The following is a 21,540-nucleotide window of genomic DNA, read 5'->3' on the forward strand; positions in this document are numbered from 1 at the left end:
TGCCACGCTCAAAAAACTTTCAAGGAGAATCCGGGGCATATACGAGATAATGGGACCATGCCCGACGCTCTAGAACCTTTCTCACCCGCCACTCAGCAATGGTTCCGCAACGCTTTTGGCACTCCGACCGCCGCGCAGGAAGGAGCCTGGGAGAGTATCAGCAAGGGCGAAAACGCGCTTATTATCGCCCCCACGGGCTCCGGCAAAACCCTTGCCGCTTTCCTATGGGCACTCGATGCGCTCTACCGCGACAAAAGCACAGAACTGGGTCAGCACGAGCTTATGACATCGGCTCAGGGGCGGAAAAACGGGGACGCTCGGGAAACACAAAAGACCAAGAAACAGCGTGCGGGCGGTACGCGCATCCTGTATGTTTCGCCCCTGAAAGCGCTCGGGGCAGATGTGGAGCGCAATCTGCGCGCGCCACTTGCGGGGATTGCGCATACAGCGAAGGAATCCGGGCAAACCCCACCCGATATTACCGTGGGTATTCGGAGTGGTGACACCCCGGCGCGTGAGAGGCGGCAGCTGATCAGCAACCCGCCCGATATTCTGCTAACCACCCCCGAATCGCTCTACCTTATGCTGACCTCTGCGGCACGTTCGACACTCACCGGTGTGACAACCGTGATTGTGGACGAGGTGCACGCCCTGGCGGGAACCAAGCGCGGGGCGCATCTGGCGGTGTCCCTGGAGAGGCTCGATCAGCTGGTGAAGCGACCGGTGCAGCGCATCGGACTGTCGGCAACCGTTAACCCACCCGAAGCCGTCGCCACATTTTTAGGCGGGGTGCACCCGGTAACGATCGTGGCGCGGCAGGTGCCCAAACGTTGGGATCTGCGGCTCTCGGTGCCCGTGCCGGATATGGCGGCGCTCGGAGGGGCGAACGATTACGGGCAGGGCAGCTATGCCCCCGGGGAGCAGCGGGCACCGCGCGGACAGGATTCGCCCAGTCCAGCCCCGGACGCGCCGGAGTTGCAGGTTCAGGCAGCCGATGATGCGCCACCCTATACTCTTGCGGATGCTATCGGCACCTTTCCCGGCGAAGAAGGATTATCCCTTGAGCTGCCGAACAACGCCGCCGAACAAGATGGTGCCGCGAGCGCAACGGCGAGTGCAGGGGCACGGAAGCCGGGCGGTGAGGGCGAGCGCGCATCCGGGTATCGTGCCTCGATTTGGCCTTATGTTCAGGAACGCGTCGTGGACGATATCGAGAATAATCGTTCTACAATCGTGTTCGTGAACTCGCGTGGGCTCGCCGAAAAACTTACCGCGGCTCTCAACGATATTCATGTGCGCCGTGAACTCTCACGGCGCGAGCTTGCGGGTGAGCCTCTGCCTGATATTGGTGAGGAACCGGACATTGCGCCGCTGGCGCGGGCGCATCACGGTTCGGTGGCGAAGGATCAGCGCACGCTTATCGAAGAGTCCCTCAAGAATGGTTCGCTGCGGTGCGTGGTCGCCACAAGTTCCCTGGAACTCGGCATCGATATGGGGCATGTGGATGCGGTTATTCAGGTGGCGTCTCCGCCGTCGGTGGCTTCCGGTCTGCAGCGGGTGGGTCGTGCCGGGCACCGCGTGGGCGAGGTTTCGCGCGGGCTTTTTTATCCGAAGCATCGCGGGGATTTGTTGGGCTCTGCCGTGGCTCTGTCCGGTATGCTCGCCGGGTCTTTAGAACCGCTTACCGTTCCCGCAAACCCGCTGGATGTGCTTGCCCAGCAGACCGTCGCCGCCTGCGCTCTGGGACCTATCGGGGTGGATGCCTGGTACGAGGCGCTGCGCCGCACCGCCCCTTTCGCGAACCTTTCGCGCGCGCTCTATGACAGTACTTTAGAAATGCTGGCGGGCAGGTACCCTTCCGACGAGTTTGCGGAACTTCGCCCGCGCATTATTTGGGATCGCACCGCCACCGCCGATGCGCCAAGCGGCACGATTGAGGGGCGGCCCGGTGCGCAGCGGCTTGCAGTAACTTCGGGCGGGACAATTCCTGATCGTGGGCTTTTTCCTGTCTACCTGGTCGGTTCTGAGGATTCCAAGGCGCCTAAACGGGTGGGCGAACTGGACGAGGAGATGGTCTACGAATCGCGGGCGGGCGATGTTATCGCCTTGGGTGCGAGCAGTTGGCGCATCGAGGACATTTCGCACGATGCAGTGCGCGTGAGCCCCGCACCCGGTGAGCCTTCACGCCTGCCGTTTTGGCATGGTGAGCGGGTGGGCCGCCCTGTGGCGTTGGGCCGTCGTCTGGGACAGTTTACCCGCGAATTAGCGAAGTCTGCGGGTGCTGACTCCGGAAGCGAAGACGCCTCAGCGACGGTTGCGATACGCGCCGAGCTGACCCGGTTAGGGCTGGATTCTTGGGCGAGCAATAATTTGCTTGCCTATATTCGGGAGCAGCGCGAGGCTACCGGCGTGGTCCCCACCGATACGCGGTTTGTGGTGGAGCGTTGCCGCGATGAACTGGGAGATTGGCGCGTTATTTTGCATTCGCCGTACGGATATCCGGTGCACGCACCTTGGGCTGTGGCGGTGGGCGCCCGCGTGCAGGAACGGTACGGTATTGATGCCAGCGCGCTTGCGGCAGATGATGGTATTGTGCTGCGTATTCCCGCGGTGGAAGATACCCCGCCGGGTGCTGAGCTTTTTCTCTTCGAGCCCGATGAGCTAGAGGAGATCGTCAAGGATCGTGTGGGCGAATCGGCGCTTTTTGCGTCTCGTTTTCGAGAGAGCGCCGCCCGTGCCCTGCTTCTGCCGCGCCGCGATCCGGGCAGGCGTACTCCCCTATGGCAGCAGCGCCAGCGTTCGGCGCAGCTGCTGGATGTTGCGCGCAAATACCCCGAGTTCCCGATTCTGCTGGAAACCGCCCGCGAATGCTTGCAGGATGTATACGATGTTCCTGCGCTTCTTCAGCTGCATCGGGATATTGCCGCGCGGCGCATCAGTCTGTCGCAGGTGCAGACCGAGGGGCCTTCACCTTTTGCCCGCACCATGCTTTTCGAGTACGTGGCGGAGCATATTTACGATACGGATGCGCCCGCCGCCGAACGCCGCGCTGCCGCCTTGGCACTGGATCCGACGCTTTTGGCGGAGCTGCTGGGTACCGCTCAGCTGCGCGATCTGCTGGATCCGCAGGTGATTCTTGAGGTTCAGGAGCGTCTTCAACGCACCGGGGTGAAGTATCGGGCACGCGGGGTTGAGGGTGTGGCGGATCTTCTGCGCCAGCTCGGTCCGCTCACGGCGAGGGAGCTGGCGCTACGGCTGCGCGGGAATGAGGGGTCCGGGGTTGAGGCCGCGCCCGAGATCTCTCAGAGCACTCCAAAAGGCAGCGAAAGTCGATCTAAAAAGGCTGATATTTCACATGAAACCGGGGATTCAGCCGAAAATACCGATGAGGGTCTACCGGAAGAAGACCTTGAAACTACCCCGCACGCCACCGACGAAGAGGCGCGCACGCTTGCCGAAGAGCTGGTCGCATCCCGCAGGGCATTCGTTATCAATCCGCACTCAAATATGGCGGGCAGCACGGAACCGATCTATGCCGCCGTGGAAGACGCCGCCCGGCTGCGCGACGGGCTAGGGCTGCCGCTTCCGGTCGGAATTGCTCAGGCATACCTCACGCCGGTCGCCGCGCCGCTCGAAGACCTAATCTCGCGGTATGCGCGCACGCACATTCCCTTTACCGCAGCCGAGGCGAGCGCCCATTTCAGTCGTATTACGCCGACGGGTTTGGGTGCTATTCTGCCGGTTTTACGCGCTTTAGAGACGCAGAATCGGCTGTTCTCGGGCGAGTACATGCCCGAGGAACTGCGTGTATCTCGCGCGGAGGCAGCCGATACGATACCGCTCTCCCCCGCACCCACGGCAAGCCTGGAATGGGTGGATGCCGAGGTGCTTCGCCTGCTTCGTGCCCGGTCTTTGGCGGCGCTGCGCCGCGAGATTGAGCCGGTACCGCAGCGTGCCTATGGCGCGTTCCTGCCCGCCTGGCAGGGAGTGCGCACGCAGACGGTCAAGGTTTCGCGCAGGCTCGCAGAAACCACCGAATACGGTGCCTATTACGAACCCGAACGCACGGTTCAGGTTCTCACCGAGAGCAAAGGTTCATCCGCCGAGGCATTAGAGGGTCGCGAAGGGTTACTGACGGTCATCGATCAGCTGGCCGGGGTGCGTGTGCCCGCATCTGCTTTGGAGACCCTCGTCTTGCCAGCACGGGTGCGTGATTATTCGCCGCAGCTCTTAGATAGTCTGTTAGCCAGCGGAGAGGTGCTTTGGCGCGGTGAGGGCGAAATCTCCGGCAATGACGGCTGGGTGAGCCTGCATCTTGCCGAATCCGCCGAACTGACCCTGCCCGATTCTTCCCGTACGCAGGCCTTGGATGAGCTGGGTCCGGTGGAACACGCCGTCTTTGATGCGCTTTCTGGCGGCGGGCTGTTCTTTATGCCGCTTCGTGAGCGTGTGAACGACATCTTGGCTTCTCGCGCCGCCTCGGGCGAGGTTGTGCATTTTCCGGAAGCTTCGGAGGTATCCGCCGCGCTGTGGCGCCTGGTGTGGGCGGGGCTAGTCACGAACGATACTTTCGCCCCGGTACGTGCCATGCTGGCGGGCGGATCGAGTGCGCATCCGGTGCGGCCCGCCGCTCCCCTAGCGCGCCCGGTGCGCAGGCGCGGTGCCGCACGACTGTCGGCGGCGCGTACTTCTGCGGGTGCTTATCCGCGCAGGTATAGCGGCTTGGGCGGCACTCGTGCCGGCTCTTCTGATCCGCAGGTTTCGGCCCGGGATTCCGGACGTTTCAGCCATATTAGCCTTCCCCAGCCAACGGGCACCGAGTCCTCGCAAGAGGCGGATGCTACCGTTACCGCCTATGCGCGTGCGGAACTTCTCTTAGACAGGTACGGTGTGCTCACGCGCGGCGCGCTCGCCTCTGAGGATGTGCCCGGCGGCTTTGCGGCCCTGTACCGCGTCTATGCGGCTGCCGAGGAACGTGCCTTGGTGCGGCGCGGATACTTCATTGAGGGGCTGGGTGCGGCTCAGTTTGCCTCCCCGGCAACGGTGGATGCGGTGCGTTCCTACGCGAACATTGGCACCGACACCCCGCAGAATACCGGGGCAAAACGAATAAAAACCGAGGAAGTATTCGGTGTATTTGAGGGCGTTCTGTTGGCGGCTACAGACCCTGCGAATCCCTATGGTGCGGCGCTCACGTGGCCTTCCGTCCCCAGTTTGTTCCCGGTCTCTTCTGCACCCGGCAGTACGGAAGAGGCTGCGCACGAAGGCGCAGAGACCGCTCGGTCCGTGCGGCATCGTCCGGGGCGTAAGGCGGGTGCCTGCCTCATCCTGCTCGATGGTGAAGCGGTCCTCTATCTGGAACGCGGCGGCAAAACCCTGCTGTCTTTCACGGCTGATCCGCTCAAACTTGAGGCTGCGTCCCCGCTGCTGGCGCGCATCGTGCAGGCGGGTATTGCTGAGAAAATCGTGGTGGAAAAACTCAACGATTGTGATATTCTAGCGACCCCGGAACCGCCGACTCACCGGGGAGCGTCGAAGACCGATTCTAACCGGCTGCCCGAGCATCCGGTGGTGGCGTTACGGCGCGCGCTGCTTGCGCAGGGCTTTTACACTACCCCGCGCGGTCTGCGGATGCGCCGCTCCCCCTAAATGTATCCTCAAACTACACGACTCCAGCCGGGAGTCTTCTCGCTTTGGTATGCCGCGCATCGCCGGATAAAATTCCCCTGAATTCGTACCGCCCCATAATACCTCCAACGAGGAAGGGCTTAGCCAGCGTTTAGGGGCAGGTTCATTGCAGCGGATATATGCAAGCTGTAGGGTGGCTTTATGCTTCCACCAGAATCACAACAGGTAACCGCAGATCCGAATACCAACACCGTTTTTATGGTGTGGAAATTTAAGAACGATATTTCTCAGCAAGCGTTGCTTGAGGGTTTTCAGAGTCTCTGCGCGCTGGTCATTAACGTGAACCACACCGCCGCCAACCGGTATTCTCCCGAAAAGGCGAACTTGGTGATGGGTATCAGCCACAGTGCCTGGTTGACGCTAGATCTGCCGAAGCCACTGCCGAAAGAGCTCGTGGAGTTTCAGTCGATTCAGGGAGCTAAGCATACCGCAGTTTCAACTCCGGGAGATCTGCACTTTCATGTGCGGGCAACTCAACGCAGCGTCGCCTACGATATTGCCGCAATCATCACCGATGCTCTGCGTGATATTGCCGAAACTATTGTAGAAGTGCACGGTTTCCGCTACTGGGATGGGCGTGCCATCATCGGTTTTGTGGACGGTACGGAAAATCCGCAGACTCCCGCATCCCGTGAATACTTCGGCGTGGTCGGTGACGAAGACCCAGAGTATCGAGGCGGCAGTTACCAGTTCGTGCAGAAGTATATTCACGATATGACGGCGTGGAATAATCTGCCCGTATCCGAGCAGGAGAAAGTCATCGGGCGCTCCAAACAGGACGATATTGAGATGCCCGACGACGTTAAACCCAGCAACTCGCATTCCGCGCTGTCTAATGTTGGCGATGATTTCAAGGTTATTCGCGATAATATGCCCTTCGGTACCGTGGGTAACAACGAAATGGGCACCTACTTCAACTGTTATGCCAGCACATTCTCAACCGTGGAGAAGATGCTCAAAAATATGTTTATCGGTGTTCCAGAAGGCAACTACGATAGGCTTTTAGATTTCAGCACCGCCACAACCGGAACGCTTTTCTTCGTACCGACCATGGATATGCTGGGGGATTTTTCGGGTTAAGACATGCCTCAAACACGGCGGATACCCCGCGCGGTCTGCGGATGCGCCGCTCCCTCTAAAATGCCGAGGTCTTTAAGTGCAGAAAGCCCCTGCATCAAGGAGAACCGAAATATTTTCGGCAACTCCCGATGTGGGGTCTCGTTGAGAAGCTCTAGCTTAGTACCCGCCGGTCATGGTGTCTGCCACGCCAACGCATATGTCGATAGCTTCATCGACGCGCATGGCTCGTGCACCCGCCGGAGTGTTACCGCGCGGGCTGCCCTGCACCACATGCCGGGCGAAGTAATCGACTAGATGCAGCCATCCGCCTAAAATCATGCGGGTGCGGTCGTTAACGGGCATTTCGGTGCGTTCGAGCATCCATTCCAAGTATTCGTCAGGAGTACTGGGAGCATCGCTTTCACTGCCACCCTCAGCAACATGGGCGAAATTGGAGCGCAGCTCAACACGAAGAGCCTCCACCGGGTTAGGGTGATGCTCGCTGAGCGCTTCAAGAACAGCCCGTGCTTCGCGCCGGGTTACCGCCGCCGCCAAAGACTCTTTGCCGGGGAAGTAATGGTACAGCAGTGCCCGAGTAATGCCAGCCTCACGAGCGATGCTGCTCATGCAGGCTGCCACAACACCGTGCTGCGCAAAATGAGCCGCCGCGACCTGCAGGATTTGTTCTTCCCGTTGCGCCGGAGTCAGACGCTGACCGCTCTGCCGCGTCTTCTTAGCTGCTTTTTCAGAGGCTTTTTGTGCGGGTTCGGTGTGCTTAGCTTCGTTGCGTGCGTTGTGTTCCATATATCCCTCTAATCGTTCGATTTCATCGAACCTCTTTTTTTAATAGTAACGCGCTAACCCTAAGCCGCTACCTATAAAACTTAATATGAAGTTTAATGCTTATACACTGATTTTGCCGCTCTATTAAGCCGTTCCATGCTTCATGGTAGTGAAATAAATTTTATGATTTTATTTATTTATTAGACACTTTTGCGAGGAATATTTCGCATTAACTTCACACTGTTCACATACCACCCAAAATATGAGAGGGTCGTGCCATGATGGCCTAAGTATGTGCTGTCATCAAGGCGCGGTCCTTATACTTTCACGCAGGAGGCTAGAGGTTTCCTCCGAAGAGGCCAACTCACAAAGCACGCTACAATCAACCTATGCCGCGACGAGTCAATCGCCACCTCTTCACACCACCCCTGCCCCAGCGCGCGGGCATAGACCCCGTATCGCTGACTCTGCCCGCGCATCCAGTACTGCATGAGACGACCCAGGGGCCGGATGCACACCCCAGCACGGTGGCTCAGTACCTCATCAGTCGATTCTCGCCCGAAGACCCCGCAACAATCCTCGACTGTTTCGCCCGGCACGAGGTGCGCACCGATGACGGCACGATCCTCACCTACCAAACCCCATATCTGCCCGGTCTGAGAATCTGGTACTACCGCCCACTTCCCGAAGAACCGCCGCTACCGGATGACCTTCCGATCCTCTATGAAGACGAGCACCTGCTCGCCGTAGATAAGCCGCACTATCTGCCCGTCACCCCGCGCGGCGCTTATGTCGTGCAGACCGCACTCACCAAACTGCGGGTACGCGAGAATAATCCTCTGCTCACGCCCGTTCACCGGCTGGACCGCCCCACCGCGGGGATTTTACTCTTCGCCAAAACTCGAGACGCACGCGGCCCCTTCCAGATGATGTTTCAGAACCGGCAGGTCACCAAAACCTACCTTGCTATCGCCCCGGCACCAGGTGAAGACCTGCGTGAGAGCATGCTGGGCGAAGGCGTGCAGGTGCGCAGCCGCATCGACAAGGATCGCAATATTCTACAGGTGCGGCAGTACTCGGCACGCGAATGCGAGCGCGCAGGCCTTAGCGTGAACGCGGAAACTCTGGTGCGCATCCGAGAAATCTATCAAGCGCCACAAAGTGTTCCTCTCAAATCTGGCGAACAAAACCCGTATCTGACCTATCCGGCGCCCGGCGAAGAACTCGCCCTCTACGAACTCACTCCGCACACCGGCAAAATGCACCAGCTGCGGGCGCACCTGAACCTGCTCGGAACCCCGATCTTCGGCGACGTTCTCTACCCGCAGGTTCTGCCAACAGCACCAAACGATGCATCTGTGCCGCTACAGCTTCTAGCGCATCGTCTTGACTGTGTACATCCCTTCACGGGCAAACCGCTCACCCTGTACAGCGCACGCACGCTTTCTCTCGCACCGCGAAATGTGGCACGACCCCAGTACTAATAATGCGATAATGTGGTAGCACCTCGCCTCTCGTGGCAGTATCGTAGGTAGCTTTCATAAGCAAGGAAGAAAGAACGTGACCTCCAACCACCCTTCTGAATCAGTCCCCAGCACCGAGCATGCGCAACGCGCCTCGCGTGCCGCCGACTCTATCCTTAGTCGATACACCCGCCGCGTTTTTGGCGTACCCGGAACCCTGCTCGGGGCAGTGCAGATGCCCGAATCGCGTGGTCTAGGAGCACGGTTTGCCGAATGGCATTACTGGTGGCAGGCGCACTTACTCGACTGCATTATAGATGCGGGCGAACGTGCCGTCCGTGAAGGCGACACCGAACAAGCCCAGAACATGCTCGCCACCGCCAGGAGCGTGGTACGCGGCATCCATACCCGCAACCTGGGATTTGCAAACGACTTCTATGACGATATGGCATGGTTGGCGCTCGCCGTGGGGCGGCTCAATAGGCTTAGTAAAACAATAACCGGCGCCTCGGACGTTACGGCGCAGGATGCAGGATCGGTACTCTTTGAAAGGCTTAACACCGGCCTTCATTCCTGTGGCGGCATGAGCTGGTCCAAAGGCAAACGAGACTTCTGCAATACTCCGGCAACCGCTCCCGCGGCCCTTGCTTTTGCGCGCATCGGGCAGATAAAAACCGCGCAGAATCTTATGTCCTGGCTCAACGACGTTCTTTGGGACGGCGACCGTATGCTCTACTTCGATGGTGCTAACCTGCGCCCGCAGGATGTGATGGTTGATGACATTACCGGCCGCCGCGATGTTCCCTTTGACGTAGAACGCAATATCTACACCTACAATCAGGGCACAACCTTAGCGGTGCTTCTGACGCTTGCGGAATCCTCGGAAATTTCAGACGACCGCCGTGAAGAATACCTGCTGCGCGCCGAACGCCTGATCGTCGGAATCGTCAAAAACCTCAGCGAAGATTTCGAGTTCTCGGACGGTTCACATCATCTCGTACTTCACTCCGGTAGCGACGGTGACGGTGCGCTCTTCACCGGTATTCTGGTGCGCTACCTGGCACAAGCGGCAATGTCCACTATGCTCAGCCCGGAGGCACGATCCCTGGCGAGCGCTCTTGTATACGGCAGCGCCCGCGCGGTGTGGGAGGGGCGCCGCGAATTCGACCCCACCCTGCCGCTGAATGAACCTGGTATTGACCCGAACGAAATTCGTGACCGGGCGATCGCCATTTTCTCGCCGAAGTTCACCGTATCCGCGCGCGATGCGCTCGCCGCAGGTAAGCCCGTGGAACTATCCGGTCAGCTTCAGGCGTGGATGACTCTGGAGGCCGCCGCCCGCCTGAGCGCGGAAGACTAAGTCTTTTCCGGTATTGGTGGGGTGCTCCGCTTATCAGGCCCGTCCCGTCATACCCCTACATACGAGGTGAGACGGCGCGGGTCTGCAGATGCTCTGACGTACCGCGCCTGTATAATAGCCGTGCGCTTCCTCCCCGGAGTAAGCACATTTCCCCTAGTCGTACCCGTATATTTCAAAGGCACAGATGAACAACGAGTTCCCCCACCCCGACTTCGGTTTTACCGTCACGAGCCGCCTTGCCGAGACCGCATCCCCGTCTGCCGAGCGTGTTGAGGCTAACGGCGGGCAGTTTTTGGGGCGCACAGGTGTGATCCGCACCCCGCACGGCGATATTGAGACTCCCGCCTTTACGCCCGTGGGTACGAAGGCGACCGTCAAGGCGGTGCTTCCCGAAGCGATGAAGGAGCTCGGGGCGCAGGCGCTTTTGGCGAACGCCTACCACCTGTATCTGCAGCCCGGACCTGAGATTCTGGATGCCGCCGGCGGGCTGGGGCGGTTTATGAACTGGGACGGGCCAACCTTCACCGACTCCGGCGGGTTCCAGGTGATGAGCCTGGGTTCGGGGTTCAAAAAGGTGATTGACATGGGAACCGTTGCCGACGCAAAGGGCGCTGACGGGCGCCCGATTGGCGACGACGATGTGGCTCACGGCAAAGAGCGCCTGGCGCATATTGATGATGACGGCGTGAATTTTAAATCCCATATCAACGGGTCTATTCACCGTTTCACCCCCGAAGTTTCAATGCAGGTGCAGCATCAGATCGGGGCAGATATCATGTTTGCCTTCGACGAGCTGACTACTCTGTACAATTCCCGCGGATACCAGGAAGAGGCGCTGGAACGCACCCGTCTGTGGGCGCTGCGCTGCATTGCCGAGCATGAACGGCTCACGGATGAGCGCACGGGCAAACCCTACCAAGCACTTTTTGGGGTGATTCAGGGCGCGCAGTATGAGGATTTACGCCGCAAAGCCTGCCGCGATTTAGGTGATATGCCGTTCGACGGGTTCGGTATCGGAGGTGCCCTCGAAAAGGAGAACCTGGGTACCATTGTGCGCTGGTGCGCTGAAGAACTCCCGGAGGCTAAGCCCCGCCACCTGCTGGGTATTTCGGAACCGGACGATATTTTTGTGGGGCTGGAAAATGGTGTGGATACCTTCGACTGTGTCTCGCCCACCCGCGTGGCGCGTAACGCGGCGCTCTACTCCCCCACCGGGCGTTTTAACGTGACGAATGCCCGGTTCAAAGCAGATTTCTCGCCCATCTATGAGGGGTGTGACTGCTATACGTGCGCACACTATACGCGCGCCTATCTGCGGCACCTGTTCAAGGCGGATGAGCGGCTGGCGGCAACCCTCGCTTCCATTCACAATGAGCGGTTTATTGTGCGCATGGTCGATGATGCGCGCGCCGCGATTGCAGACGGCACCTACTTTGAGTACCGTGACGAATTCCTCGGTAACTATTACTCTGGTAAGAAGCCCTAAATCAACGACCGTCACGGAGTGTACGATGAGCATCACTAAGGTTCCCGACGAAGAACTTCTCATCTTCGACCATGAGATTGCCGCCCCCGTCGAGCAGGTTTTCGGGGCGTTTCTGAACCCGAATCTGCTGCATCGCTGGTATGGGCCGACGGGGTGGCGTACCCGTGCCGAAGATATTGTGCTGGAACCTTATGTCGGCGGCATGCAGCGGCTATCGATGATTAACGAGCTTGATGCCTCAGTATCATGCGTCCTGCAGAGTCGGTTTCTCGCTATTGATCCGCTCAAGGAGCTCGAATACGCTGAACAGCTTCCGGACCATTTAGGGAACCCCGGAGGTGTGGTTGTCTATCAGCGGTTCCGCTTTTTCCCCGAGACGGTTATTACCCCCGAGGGCGTGGGCGAAGGTACGCGCATCACCGTGGAGATCGGCCCCATGCCGGTTTCGGTACACGAGGAGGTACGCGCCAGCTGGCGGTCTACCTTCGCGCGGCTGGATGCTCTACTCAAAGAGGATGCGGCATAGGCTCAAGCAGCCTTGAGACTTTTGCCGCAGGGAAAGCACCGTAGCTAGCCATCAAATGACCTCGCGTAATACGGGTGGGGAGCGGACAGCTCTGTTATAAGAAACTGTCCGCTCCCCACCGTGTTTTATGAACATTAGCGAAGCATTAATCTTCGGACTGATATTCCGGGTTCTCCGGGTCGAGTTCGTTATAGGCACGCATGGCAGCCTCTGGGTCGTCCAGACGCGCCGTGATCTTGATATTATGCCCCTCCACAACGCATTCGGGTGCACCGCGATCGGGGGTATAGTCCAAGAACGGACGCCAGTAGCAGGTAGCATCCTGAATGCGCATAACCCAGTGCTGGGTCTGGTTATCGGGCGTGGGGGTGCTGTTGATGTACTGGGTCATGATCGACATGGCGTAATCGCAATCCGCCACGCCATCAACCACACGTAACTGTGCGTTGCTGCCCCGCAGGTGACCCTGCTGATGAATTGATCCGCAACTCTCCCCTGCACGGCGCACGTTCGTGGGATTACCCGCATTCGGGTCAGCCGATGCGGTGGTGACCGTACCCGTCTTGACCGCTCCTGGAGAAGTCCACACCTGGGAGGAATTCGAGGGGTTCGGGGTGCTGCTTGAGCTTGCGGAAGGCTGCATGGTGGAGTCATCATTGACCACCGGAGTGCGCTCAGGCATAACAGGTTTCGCGCTCGCGCTCGGGGTTGCCGATGCGCTGCGGCTCGCAGAGCTGTTTTGATGCGGGGAGGAGGCGCTGGCAGTGTTCTGCGCGTTTGTATTGCCGCCGCCCGAGCAGGCGGTCAGCGCCAGCAGGCAGGCGGCACCAAGAGTCACGAAAGAACGAGTTTTCATAGAGATCTCCTCAACAGTGGGGACATAGTTTCATTGTACAACCGTGCAGGAATTCTCAAGATCTTCATGAAGGTTGCGCCGCTTCCCCGCGGCGACCCTGCTATGCCTCGCTTGCCGTTCCATCCTTCGGCCTCATGCCTTCTTGCATCAGCATCATGATTTATTCCACGTAAAAAGGCTCTTGATGCGAATAAAGCGTTGAAAATCCCGCTCCATTCGTATCAAGAGCCTTTTAATGGCGTACCCCGAGCAATTATCCAGAGAGGTTCGGAGAGTTATCCCTCTGACTATGACAACAGCTGATCGAGGATGCCCGGAAGGTCATAATCTGTATGAGCGTTATTAAAGGTCGTCTCTTTCTTGTCGATTTTCATCGGCTGGGTGTTAAACCCTTCCCTCGCATACCAGTCGTGACCGGCTGTAGCCGTGTTGAGAGCATCCCACCATTCCGGTGTAGTAGCGCCTAGAGTATCTTTTTCGTTCACCCACCAGAACATAGGCTGCGATTTAATGTTCTGCGGTGCCTGAGTCTCCATGCGCCCATTCTTTCCACCGCCACCGCCAACCATGATGGAACCACCGCCGGAACGCCAGGTTCCCTGCTGATCGGCATCAAGCTCATAGGTGATAAATTCGGCGCCGCCAGAGTATCCCATAAGCCACACTTGCGACTCATCTATATCTGAATCGGCGATAAACTCCTGGGCAAAACTGCGGAAGTAGTCGCCATTCCCATCAGCGTTTTCCCACCAAGTGGCGTAATCATTTGCTTTATTTGGGTCGAATTCATCGGGCGTATCTACGGAGACAAAGACCTTGTTGTGTTTCTGAGCTGCATTCGCCATACCTTGCATGGTGTCACCTTTAGGGTTGTAGAAGAAAGAGCTATCTACGTCGTCCTGGTTATAGTCACCATCGAAGTAAAACACCACGCCCACGGGCTGTGACCAGTCGATATTATCGGCGTAAACGTGGTACTGCGAACTCACATTTTGGGGCGAAGTATAGGTCAGGTTAGTTCCCGATTGCACCTCTGCCTGGGCGGGGGCTGCCATGACCGAGCCAATCAGGGCAGGAACTGCGAGCGCAGTTAGGGCTACAGTACGCATCTTTTTCGTAGACATAAGTACTCCTCAATTTTTATAACGATAGTTTTTCATAGTGTGTTGATTAATATGATGCTTTCCGTCTTTTGATACAGAGTGCATACGAGGAACACTATCATTAAAGTTTTTATAGTGATATGAAATATAATTAGTATTATTTTCTTTCACGAGCTGTAAACATGGTTCTCTAAGTGCTTTCTGGATATTCTAGCGTTCGCACTAAGCCATATACTATTCTCAAAATTTACATACCCTGCTATCCTTTTAAACTTTGAGAAAACTATAAAATATTATTCATATATACTAAAAAGGTTCTTAGTGTGAACAATGCGGAATATCTAGTGTTGTGTTCACACCAAGAACCTTTTTCTGCGGTCTCAAAATAGAAAAAAGCTACTGCGTGAGACAGCATTTTTCTCAAATAAATAACAGGCTATTTATCAAAGGGTTTTCCAACAACATCGGTAGCGATACCTTCAAAGAACCCTTCCATCTGCCAGGCACCATCAAGATACCTCGCCTTAAGGGTCCCAGTGGAGTAGACAGTCTGCCCCCAACCATCAGTATTCTCAGGAATTTCATGCACTTCTCCGTTACGCACGTAGAAGTCTCCATGAAACATTTGTAATTGATAAGGCCAAGAATATTCTTCACCCTTTTTCTCGGGGTGATCGGATTCTAGCCTATATACGAAGTTACCTGACTCTTCCCAATACTTACCCTCACGCGTTTCTTCCAAAAGAGCAATACTTTTAAAAAGCTTCTGATCGCCCTCAGTCATTCCAGACTGCTTAATATACGTATCATCACCCGTTTTCATGGCATAACTTATTCCAGCCGATGCATATGCCCAGCTATAGTACAGCCCGAGTTCAGAGTTCTCGCTCATTTCTTGAGGCCTTTTAGGATGCGACCACCCATAGCCCGGCTTTTCGCGCGTGGAATACATATAGCCCTCACCCGTATACTCCATATCCGCATTATTAAGCTCCACATCGAATCCTCGCTGGAAGCTATTCCGCCTGCTTGGACTGGCACTGGGCGAAGCGCTTGATGAATTTTCTGATGACAACGAAGAAGAAGTGGAACTCGCGGATGAAGAGCTTGCGAGAGGCGAAGCAGAGCTTTCGGTATTTGACGCATTCCCACCACATGCACTCATCAAGACAGCCCCAGCACCAGAACCAAGGAACAGGAGCGCGGTACGACGATTAACAGCTAAAGATAACATTGCTTAACCCCTCTCTAGGGTGTATTCAGTGAGAAACTAGACATATGTAAAGTATCATAGGTCACATATATCTGGTCGGATTGCCTCAGACTCTGCACTGTGACCTTAACTACTCCTTATGCTTACCCTCACCCTAAACGCTCTCTGCCTACCGACTCCTCTTCTAGCCGCATCTAAGCGCGATGGATGTGCCCCGTGCGGTTACGCGCCAGCACATACAGCAGCAGGTTCACCACCGCCGCACCGGTTGCCGTCGCGCCGCCGATCATGACAATAGTGCGCGCATCCCCCAGTATTCCCGGCGTACCGAGTAGGTCACCCACAAGCACCATCGAACTAAACAGCGAGCCGATAAGAGCCCAGCACTGCCCCTGACGATGCTCGGGTACCTGCATATACACCATGTCACGAATACCCATATTGTGGATCGAGTTGAAGAACCCGCCTACCAGAAACCCAGCTCCTACAATCCAAGGATTCGCCACCAGCCCTTCCAGCAGAATCACGGCGCCGATAAAGAATCCACCCCACAAAATCGCGTTCACCAGCTGCGGTTTGTACCATCCGCGCCCATAGAAAATACTGGCGATGAGCGCGCCGACAGCCCACATCGCCAACACGAGCGAATACTCGAATGCAGTGTTCGTGATGGATTGCAGGTAGAACACCCCGGCGATGCCTTCCATCGTGGTGGAAGCAACTACGACCGCCATCACGGGTAAGAAAATCACGAGGGCGCGAGCGCTGGAAATAGCCGAGAATCCTAGGAAAATATCTTTAAAACTATCGCGTTTAATCGCATCGGAAAGTTCGTGATCGCGCCGTGCTGGCACGTTAAACCAGGCGATGACTGCCGCGACCAGCAGGAGCACCGAAGAGCCTACTATAGTGGCGGTCATGTTCCAGGTAGCGAAGAAGGCACCCACAGGTGGAGCTACGATCGAGCAGAATGAACCGATTCCCACAATAGAGGCAGATGCGCTCGACGGGGTCATACCCGGCGCCTTCGGCAGTAGTTTGAATTCGGCGGCGTTGGTGAGATTTCCGGCGGCCCCGTTGAGCACGCTCATGGCAATGATGGTGACCGGATTCGGGAAAAACGCGATGACTGCTACGCAGAGCGAGGATACGGCCAGGGAGCCAGACCAGCAGGCTCGACCCGAAAAACGATCGGCAACCCAGCCTGTGAAAGGACCGAAGAGTATGCCGGTGAAGAACCCGCCGACAGCCATGACGGTGAGCCACCAGGGCTCGGCAATGCGCGAGATATAAACAATGAGGATCAGCCCGAAGGATGCGTCCGCGAATCCATCGATCAGGGTGATGAGAAGAAGGGGAGTTTTGAAGTATTGAATTAGTTCTTTCATGCTTTCGTTTCGGTTCAGAGGGATAGTTGCCTATGCCTCTGCGCCGCCGAATATCACCTGCTGCACGATACACACCTCCTCACGTGGTATTTTGCCTTGCGCCCTCGCAGGTAAACCGCCGGGCATGTTTTTCTGAATCACATTGTATGCAATAGGGAGACCGGGCTGCCGGACTTCACTCACCCCCAACCGCACATACCGCGAGCAGATGGAGCTCGGTTATCTTTTCGTCAAAATACTATCTGCTCGCGGTCAAAGTGCTACGGCATATACTGCGCCAAAAGCTCCCGCTGTTCGGGGGTGAGGCGCGCGAGGCGGGCGGCAGGTGCATCCCAAAAAGCCAACACAGTGAAGGCACGCACGCACTCAGCATGATCCACCGGGGAATAGATACTATAGCCCACTCGCACCGAGGCGGCGCTCACCTTTTCGATACGCACGTTTACCTCTAATGGCTCGCCCGTATAGGGAAGCTGCCCCAGATAACGCACCCCGTGTTCGGCGATAAGGGCCTGCACTCCATCGGGCATGGTTTCAAAAAGCGGGATGGGCGGCGCGGGCAAATTCTGCGGTTTCTGCCCTGAAGACGGTGGCGGTCCGAAGACGGCGATGCGTGCCTCTTCGAGAAGGCTCAGTATTGCAACGTTATTGACGTGCCCGTAGGCATCCATATCACCCCAGCGCGGCGGCACCTGCACGGTCAGACCGGATTCGCCGGTTATCGAAGTTGATGGGTTCGCAGTGGATTGATGTGCGCTCATGCTCTTAACTCTACCTTGTGCATTTTTATGCATAAATACGTATATGGGTAAAGTTTTACAGTCGTACTTCCCCTAACTTGCACTACTGTTGGGCCTATACAGCGCACTGTAAGAAATTCTCGCTAGATCGTCATCTGCTGATACCAAAACATCTTAAATAGCCTTAAAAATGATGTTCCCCGGAAGCATCACCGCCTCCGGGGAACACCCAACACACAGACATTTGAACGCATACAAGATCATACGGTTCACCAATAACTATAGACCCTCTTGTAAGCCTATGATGCATTATTGCGGGTTTGTTACAGAAAAACTTTTTGTGAATTTCGCGGTCTTTCGAGAATACCCACAAAACCTTCAAGTACTACATGATAGATAAAATCATCATTACTTGAGGTTTCCCCTGCAAATTATTATGGTGATGGCTGCGGCAGAGCACTCATCACCCCGCACTTCAGCGACGAAACCCAGCATGCGCCGCATCAGCAAGGCGCTCTAGCGACCGAATTCGGAGGCTGTCTTCAACGCCTCCTCTTCCTCCTCTAAGGCTGTGGCGTGCTCAGCGGAAGCCTGCTGTGCTTCGGCAAACGCATCCTCATCAACCGTGAGTGTGTGTTTCACACGCGCAAAGTACACAATCGTCAGAACCAGGAAGTACCCCACGCCCACAATCGCGGGAATGAGCGAACCACGCACCATAAACAGGGCAACCCACACGGCGAAAAGCACCATGATGCCCACGCCCGCCGTAACGCGCCCGCCCCACAGGCGGAATGCCGAGCTTTTGCCCTCAACCCGCCGGTACACAATGTACGCGAGCAGAATCAGCACCCACACGGTGAGCGCACACACCATAATCAGGAAGATCATGGAGAGGAATGCTTCTTGCGGGCTGAACAGCGCCAGCAGAATAGCGATAACAACACCGCTGGTGGAAACCCATACGGCACGCGAAGGCACCCCGGAGGCGTTCACCGCTGCCAATGCGCGAGGCGCCATACGGTCGGTCGCCAGCGAGTGCATCAGGCGGGCACCGGCATACAGGTTAGCGTTTGCCGAAGACAGCGCCGCAATAAGCACCACAAAGTTCACGAAATGCGCCGCGCCCGTAATGCCCAACTGATCGAAAACCAGAACAAACGGGGAGGTTTCAACCTTCTCCCCCAGCTCGCCCGCCGAACGCCACGGAATAATCGACACCACAATAAACAGCGCCAGCACATAGAACGTTGCCAAACGAATCATCATAGCCTTCGCACTGGAACGCACCGACCGAGCGGGATCCTTGGCTTCTGCGGCGGAGATAGAGATCATCTCAATACCGCCGAAGGAGAACATCACGACCGCCAGTGAAAGCCAAACCGCGCCGAACCCGTGGGGCATAAACCCGCCATCATTGACAAGATTAGCGGTGCCGACCGCCGCATGTGAGGGCAGTCCGAAGAATACCAGACATAGACCCACCAGAATAAAGGCGATCACCGATATAACTTTGATGGACGAGAGGAAAAATTCGAGCGCACCAAAGGATTTCACGCTCGTGATGTTCAGAATAATAATTGCTACACCGAATACCGCGATGCCCGCCCACAGAGGCAGCTGCGGCCACCAGTAATTCAGGTAGGTAGCCACAGAGACCAGTTCCACGCCGGTAATGACCACGGTTGCGGTCCAATAGGCTAAGCGTGTGAGAAACCCGGCATAGGGACCAAGGTACCTGGTGGCGATAGCGCCGAAACCGCCTCGCACCGGATAACGCACCGCCATCTCGCCAGTGGCCGCGCCTATGACGGAGGCGAGCGCCGAGCCGATAGCATACGCAAGAATAACGGCTGGTCCGGCCATAGCGATTGCCCGCCCGGACCCCAGGAATAGGCCGGTGCCAAGCGCCGAGCCCATAACGATCATGGTCATCTGTCCGTGCGAGAGGGAACGCTTGAGTTCGGCGCGGGCGGATTTATTGCGTGGTGCTCCGCCAGCTGGATGCGCAGTGCCGCTTCTATGCCTCTTAGCAGGTTGAGGGGTGTGGCCGTCGGTCATGTTTAAGCCTTCTTCGGGTTCTGAGTGCCTGGACTGTGATGTTGTGAAAATGTCAAAGAATGAGTGTGTTTCTAGGGTAGTACATCGCCCGTATTAACCGCGAGCAGATAGTATTTTGACGAGAAGATAGCGCTATCTTCTCGTCAAAATACTATCTGCTCGTGGTATAGCAACAGGCTATGCGTCTTCCTTCTGTTGTTCGGCAAGCGCGTCAAGATCGGCACGCGGGAAACCGCCGCGTTTTTTCGCCAACACAATATAGAAGATAGAGATGATGGCGAAGAACACCACGCCCACCTGCACGGATACTACGGCGCTCGAATCGGGAAGCATGAAAAGGGCGACCAGTGTAGCAAGGACCCCGGCAAGCCCCACACCCGCCGTAATGCGCCCACCCCAGACGGTGAATCCTGAGGAGTTCCCCTGGTGCTTCTTGTATGCCTGATAGGTCAGCAAAATCATAATCCACACAACCAAAATGCACAGGGTGACTAGGGCCATCAGTAGCTCGAAAATATTACTGATTTCTGCCACCGCCATGACAGATGCGATCACCACACCCAGGAAAGAGAGCATAAGCGCGGTGACGGGCACGCCGTTATGGTTCGTGGTGCCCGCAAACGTGGGTGCCATTTTATCGCCCGCAAGCGCGTGGAGCAGGCGGGTTGCCGCATACAGCGAGGCGTTCGCGCCCGAAAGCGCGGCGATCAGAATCACGAAGTTGGTAATATCTGCCGCATAAGGAATGCCCAGTTCAGAGAACACCATCACGAAGGGCGATTGGCTGAGGTCTTTGCCGGTCTGCGCCGCCTGCTGCCAGGGCATCAGGCACAGAATAATCAACATCGAGAGCACGTAGAAGCTGGAGAGCCGCCAGATCATGGCCTTGACACTGGTACGCACCGAACGCGCCGGGTTCTGCGCCTCTGCGGCGGAGATGGAAAGCATCTCAACGCCACCGAAAGAGAACATCACAATTGCCATCGAAACCCAGACGGCGCCGAGTCCGTTAGGAAGCAGCCCACCGTCGTTCACGAGGTTTGCGGTACCCACCGCAGTGTGTCCGGGCAGGCCAACGAACACAAGAAGCAGCCCCAGCACAATAAAGACGATAACCGCAATTACTTTAATGGAAGAGAGGAAAAATTCGAGGGCGCCGAAGGATTTAACGCTCACCAGGTTCAGGATGAGAATCAGGATGCCGGAGGCTGCCACCGTCACCCACAGCGGAATTGCGGGGAACCAATACGAGAAATATTTGCCAACCGCCACGAGTTCGGCGCCGGTCAGCGGCACGGTAGTTGCCCAATACGCCCAACGGCCAATATACCCGGCGTAGGGGCTGAGGTATCTGGTTGCGATAGTGCCGAACCCGCCGGGAACGGGGTGGCGAACCGCCATTTCGCCCGCGCATGCCGCGATAATAGCGGCGATCATGGACCCAACAGCGTAGGCGATGATAGCACCGGGTCCCGCAATTTTGATGGCGGAACCAGAGCCCAGAAAGAGGCCGGTCCCCAGGGCGAGACCCATCGCAATCATAGTCATTTGACCATGCGAGAGGGAACGTTTCAGTTCGCCGTTTTCTGCCGGTGCCGTCTTAGGTGCTGAGGCGTCCTGTGCTTTACTCATCAGGTGGTGCTTTCCATTTTTTTCGTTCATCGGTTGGGCGCCTGCCCTCGTATGTCGCGTCGAAACCGAGCGCGGCTCGGTACCCGGTCTGCAGCAAATGTGGCAAAGGCGTATCGAATAACTATCCCGCGTCGAGCATCATCTATGCAACTTTTTGCATGGGTTTGTGCGTGGCGAAACAG

14 protein-coding genes are annotated in these 21,540 nt (G+C 56.9%); 6 read left to right on the top strand and 8 right to left on the bottom strand.

Annotation, left to right across the window (positions count from 1 at the left end; translation table 11 throughout):
* Positions 1-57 precede the first annotated feature (57 nt).
* Together HMPREF2554_RS08300 and HMPREF2554_RS08305 are read left to right on the top strand one after the other, a co-directional pair.
* Positions 58-5,649 (top strand): Lhr family helicase, encoded by a 5,592-nt coding sequence (locus HMPREF2554_RS08300; protein WP_070554673.1) that lies wholly within the window; start codon positions 58-60, stop codon positions 5,647-5,649.
* A 180-nt stretch (positions 5,650-5,829) separates the two neighbouring features.
* Positions 5,830-6,768, top strand: a complete 939-nt coding sequence (locus HMPREF2554_RS08305; RefSeq protein ID WP_048779957.1) for a Dyp-type peroxidase — start codon at positions 5,830-5,832, stop codon at positions 6,766-6,768.
* Positions 6,769-6,924: 156 nt separating this feature from the next.
* On the opposite strand, the gene HMPREF2554_RS08310 is transcribed toward HMPREF2554_RS08305, so the two are convergent.
* A complete protein-coding gene (locus HMPREF2554_RS08310; RefSeq protein ID WP_070554675.1) occupies positions 6,925-7,551 on the bottom strand; it encodes a TetR/AcrR family transcriptional regulator in 627 nt (208 codons plus the stop codon).
* A 368-nt stretch (positions 7,552-7,919) separates the two neighbouring features.
* Here HMPREF2554_RS08310 and HMPREF2554_RS08315 point away from each other — a divergent pair, with 368 nt between their 5' ends.
* The 4 genes from HMPREF2554_RS08315 to HMPREF2554_RS08330 all read left to right on the top strand — a co-directional run bounded on the left by HMPREF2554_RS08315 (position 7,920) and on the right by HMPREF2554_RS08330 (position 12,365).
* A complete protein-coding gene (locus tag HMPREF2554_RS08315) occupies positions 7,920-9,014 on the top strand; it encodes a pseudouridine synthase (protein ID WP_070554677.1) in 1,095 nt (364 codons plus the stop codon).
* Between the two features lie 76 nt (positions 9,015-9,090).
* Positions 9,091-10,353: a glycoside hydrolase family 76 protein gene (locus tag HMPREF2554_RS08320; RefSeq protein WP_070554680.1), complete on the top strand. Its 1,263-nt coding sequence runs from the start codon at positions 9,091-9,093 to the stop codon at positions 10,351-10,353.
* Between the two features lie 184 nt (positions 10,354-10,537).
* A complete protein-coding gene (gene tgt, locus HMPREF2554_RS08325) occupies positions 10,538-11,839 on the top strand; it encodes a tRNA guanosine(34) transglycosylase Tgt (protein ID WP_048754561.1) in 1,302 nt (433 codons plus the stop codon).
* A gap of 25 nt (positions 11,840-11,864) precedes the next feature.
* Complete coding sequence (locus tag HMPREF2554_RS08330; RefSeq protein WP_048753498.1) at positions 11,865-12,365, top strand: SRPBCC family protein; 501 nt, start codon at positions 11,865-11,867, stop codon at positions 12,363-12,365.
* Positions 12,366-12,510: 145 nt separating this feature from the next.
* Here HMPREF2554_RS08330 and HMPREF2554_RS08335 read toward each other — a convergent pair whose 3' ends face one another.
* The 7 genes from HMPREF2554_RS08335 to HMPREF2554_RS08365 form a co-directional block, all read right to left on the bottom strand.
* Positions 12,511-13,221, bottom strand: coding sequence for a hypothetical protein (locus HMPREF2554_RS08335; protein ID WP_070554682.1), 711 nt, complete (start codon positions 13,219-13,221; stop codon positions 12,511-12,513).
* Between the two features lie 287 nt (positions 13,222-13,508).
* Positions 13,509-14,345 carry a hypothetical protein gene (locus HMPREF2554_RS08340; RefSeq protein ID WP_070554684.1) on the bottom strand — a complete coding sequence of 279 codons (837 nt, stop codon included), beginning with the start codon at positions 14,343-14,345 and terminating at the stop codon, positions 13,509-13,511.
* A gap of 415 nt (positions 14,346-14,760) precedes the next feature.
* Positions 14,761-15,321 (bottom strand): DUF6318 family protein, encoded by a 561-nt coding sequence (locus HMPREF2554_RS08345; protein ID WP_070520757.1) that lies wholly within the window; start codon positions 15,319-15,321, stop codon positions 14,761-14,763.
* A 410-nt stretch (positions 15,322-15,731) separates the two neighbouring features.
* Complete coding sequence (locus tag HMPREF2554_RS08350; protein WP_070554686.1) at positions 15,732-16,925, bottom strand: MFS transporter; 1,194 nt, start codon at positions 16,923-16,925, stop codon at positions 15,732-15,734.
* Between the two features lie 260 nt (positions 16,926-17,185).
* On the bottom strand, positions 17,186-17,686 hold the full coding sequence (locus tag HMPREF2554_RS08355) for an acyl-CoA thioesterase (RefSeq protein WP_070554688.1): 501 nt from the start codon (positions 17,684-17,686) through the stop codon (positions 17,186-17,188).
* 495 nt (positions 17,687-18,181) lie between these two features.
* Entirely contained in the window at positions 18,182-19,726 is a 1,545-nt protein-coding gene (locus HMPREF2554_RS08360; RefSeq protein ID WP_070554691.1) for an amino acid permease, read from the bottom strand.
* A gap of 177 nt (positions 19,727-19,903) precedes the next feature.
* The gene (locus tag HMPREF2554_RS08365; RefSeq protein ID WP_070554902.1) at positions 19,904-21,358 is read right to left on the bottom strand and encodes an amino acid permease; all 1,455 of its coding nucleotides are present in this window, start codon (positions 21,356-21,358) and stop codon (positions 19,904-19,906) included.
* Between the last annotated feature and the right edge of the window lie 182 nt (positions 21,359-21,540).

It is taken from the genome of Rothia sp. HMSC071F11 (assembly GCF_001809115.1).
In the GTDB taxonomy this organism is placed as follows: domain Bacteria; phylum Actinomycetota; class Actinomycetes; order Actinomycetales; family Micrococcaceae; genus Rothia; species Rothia dentocariosa.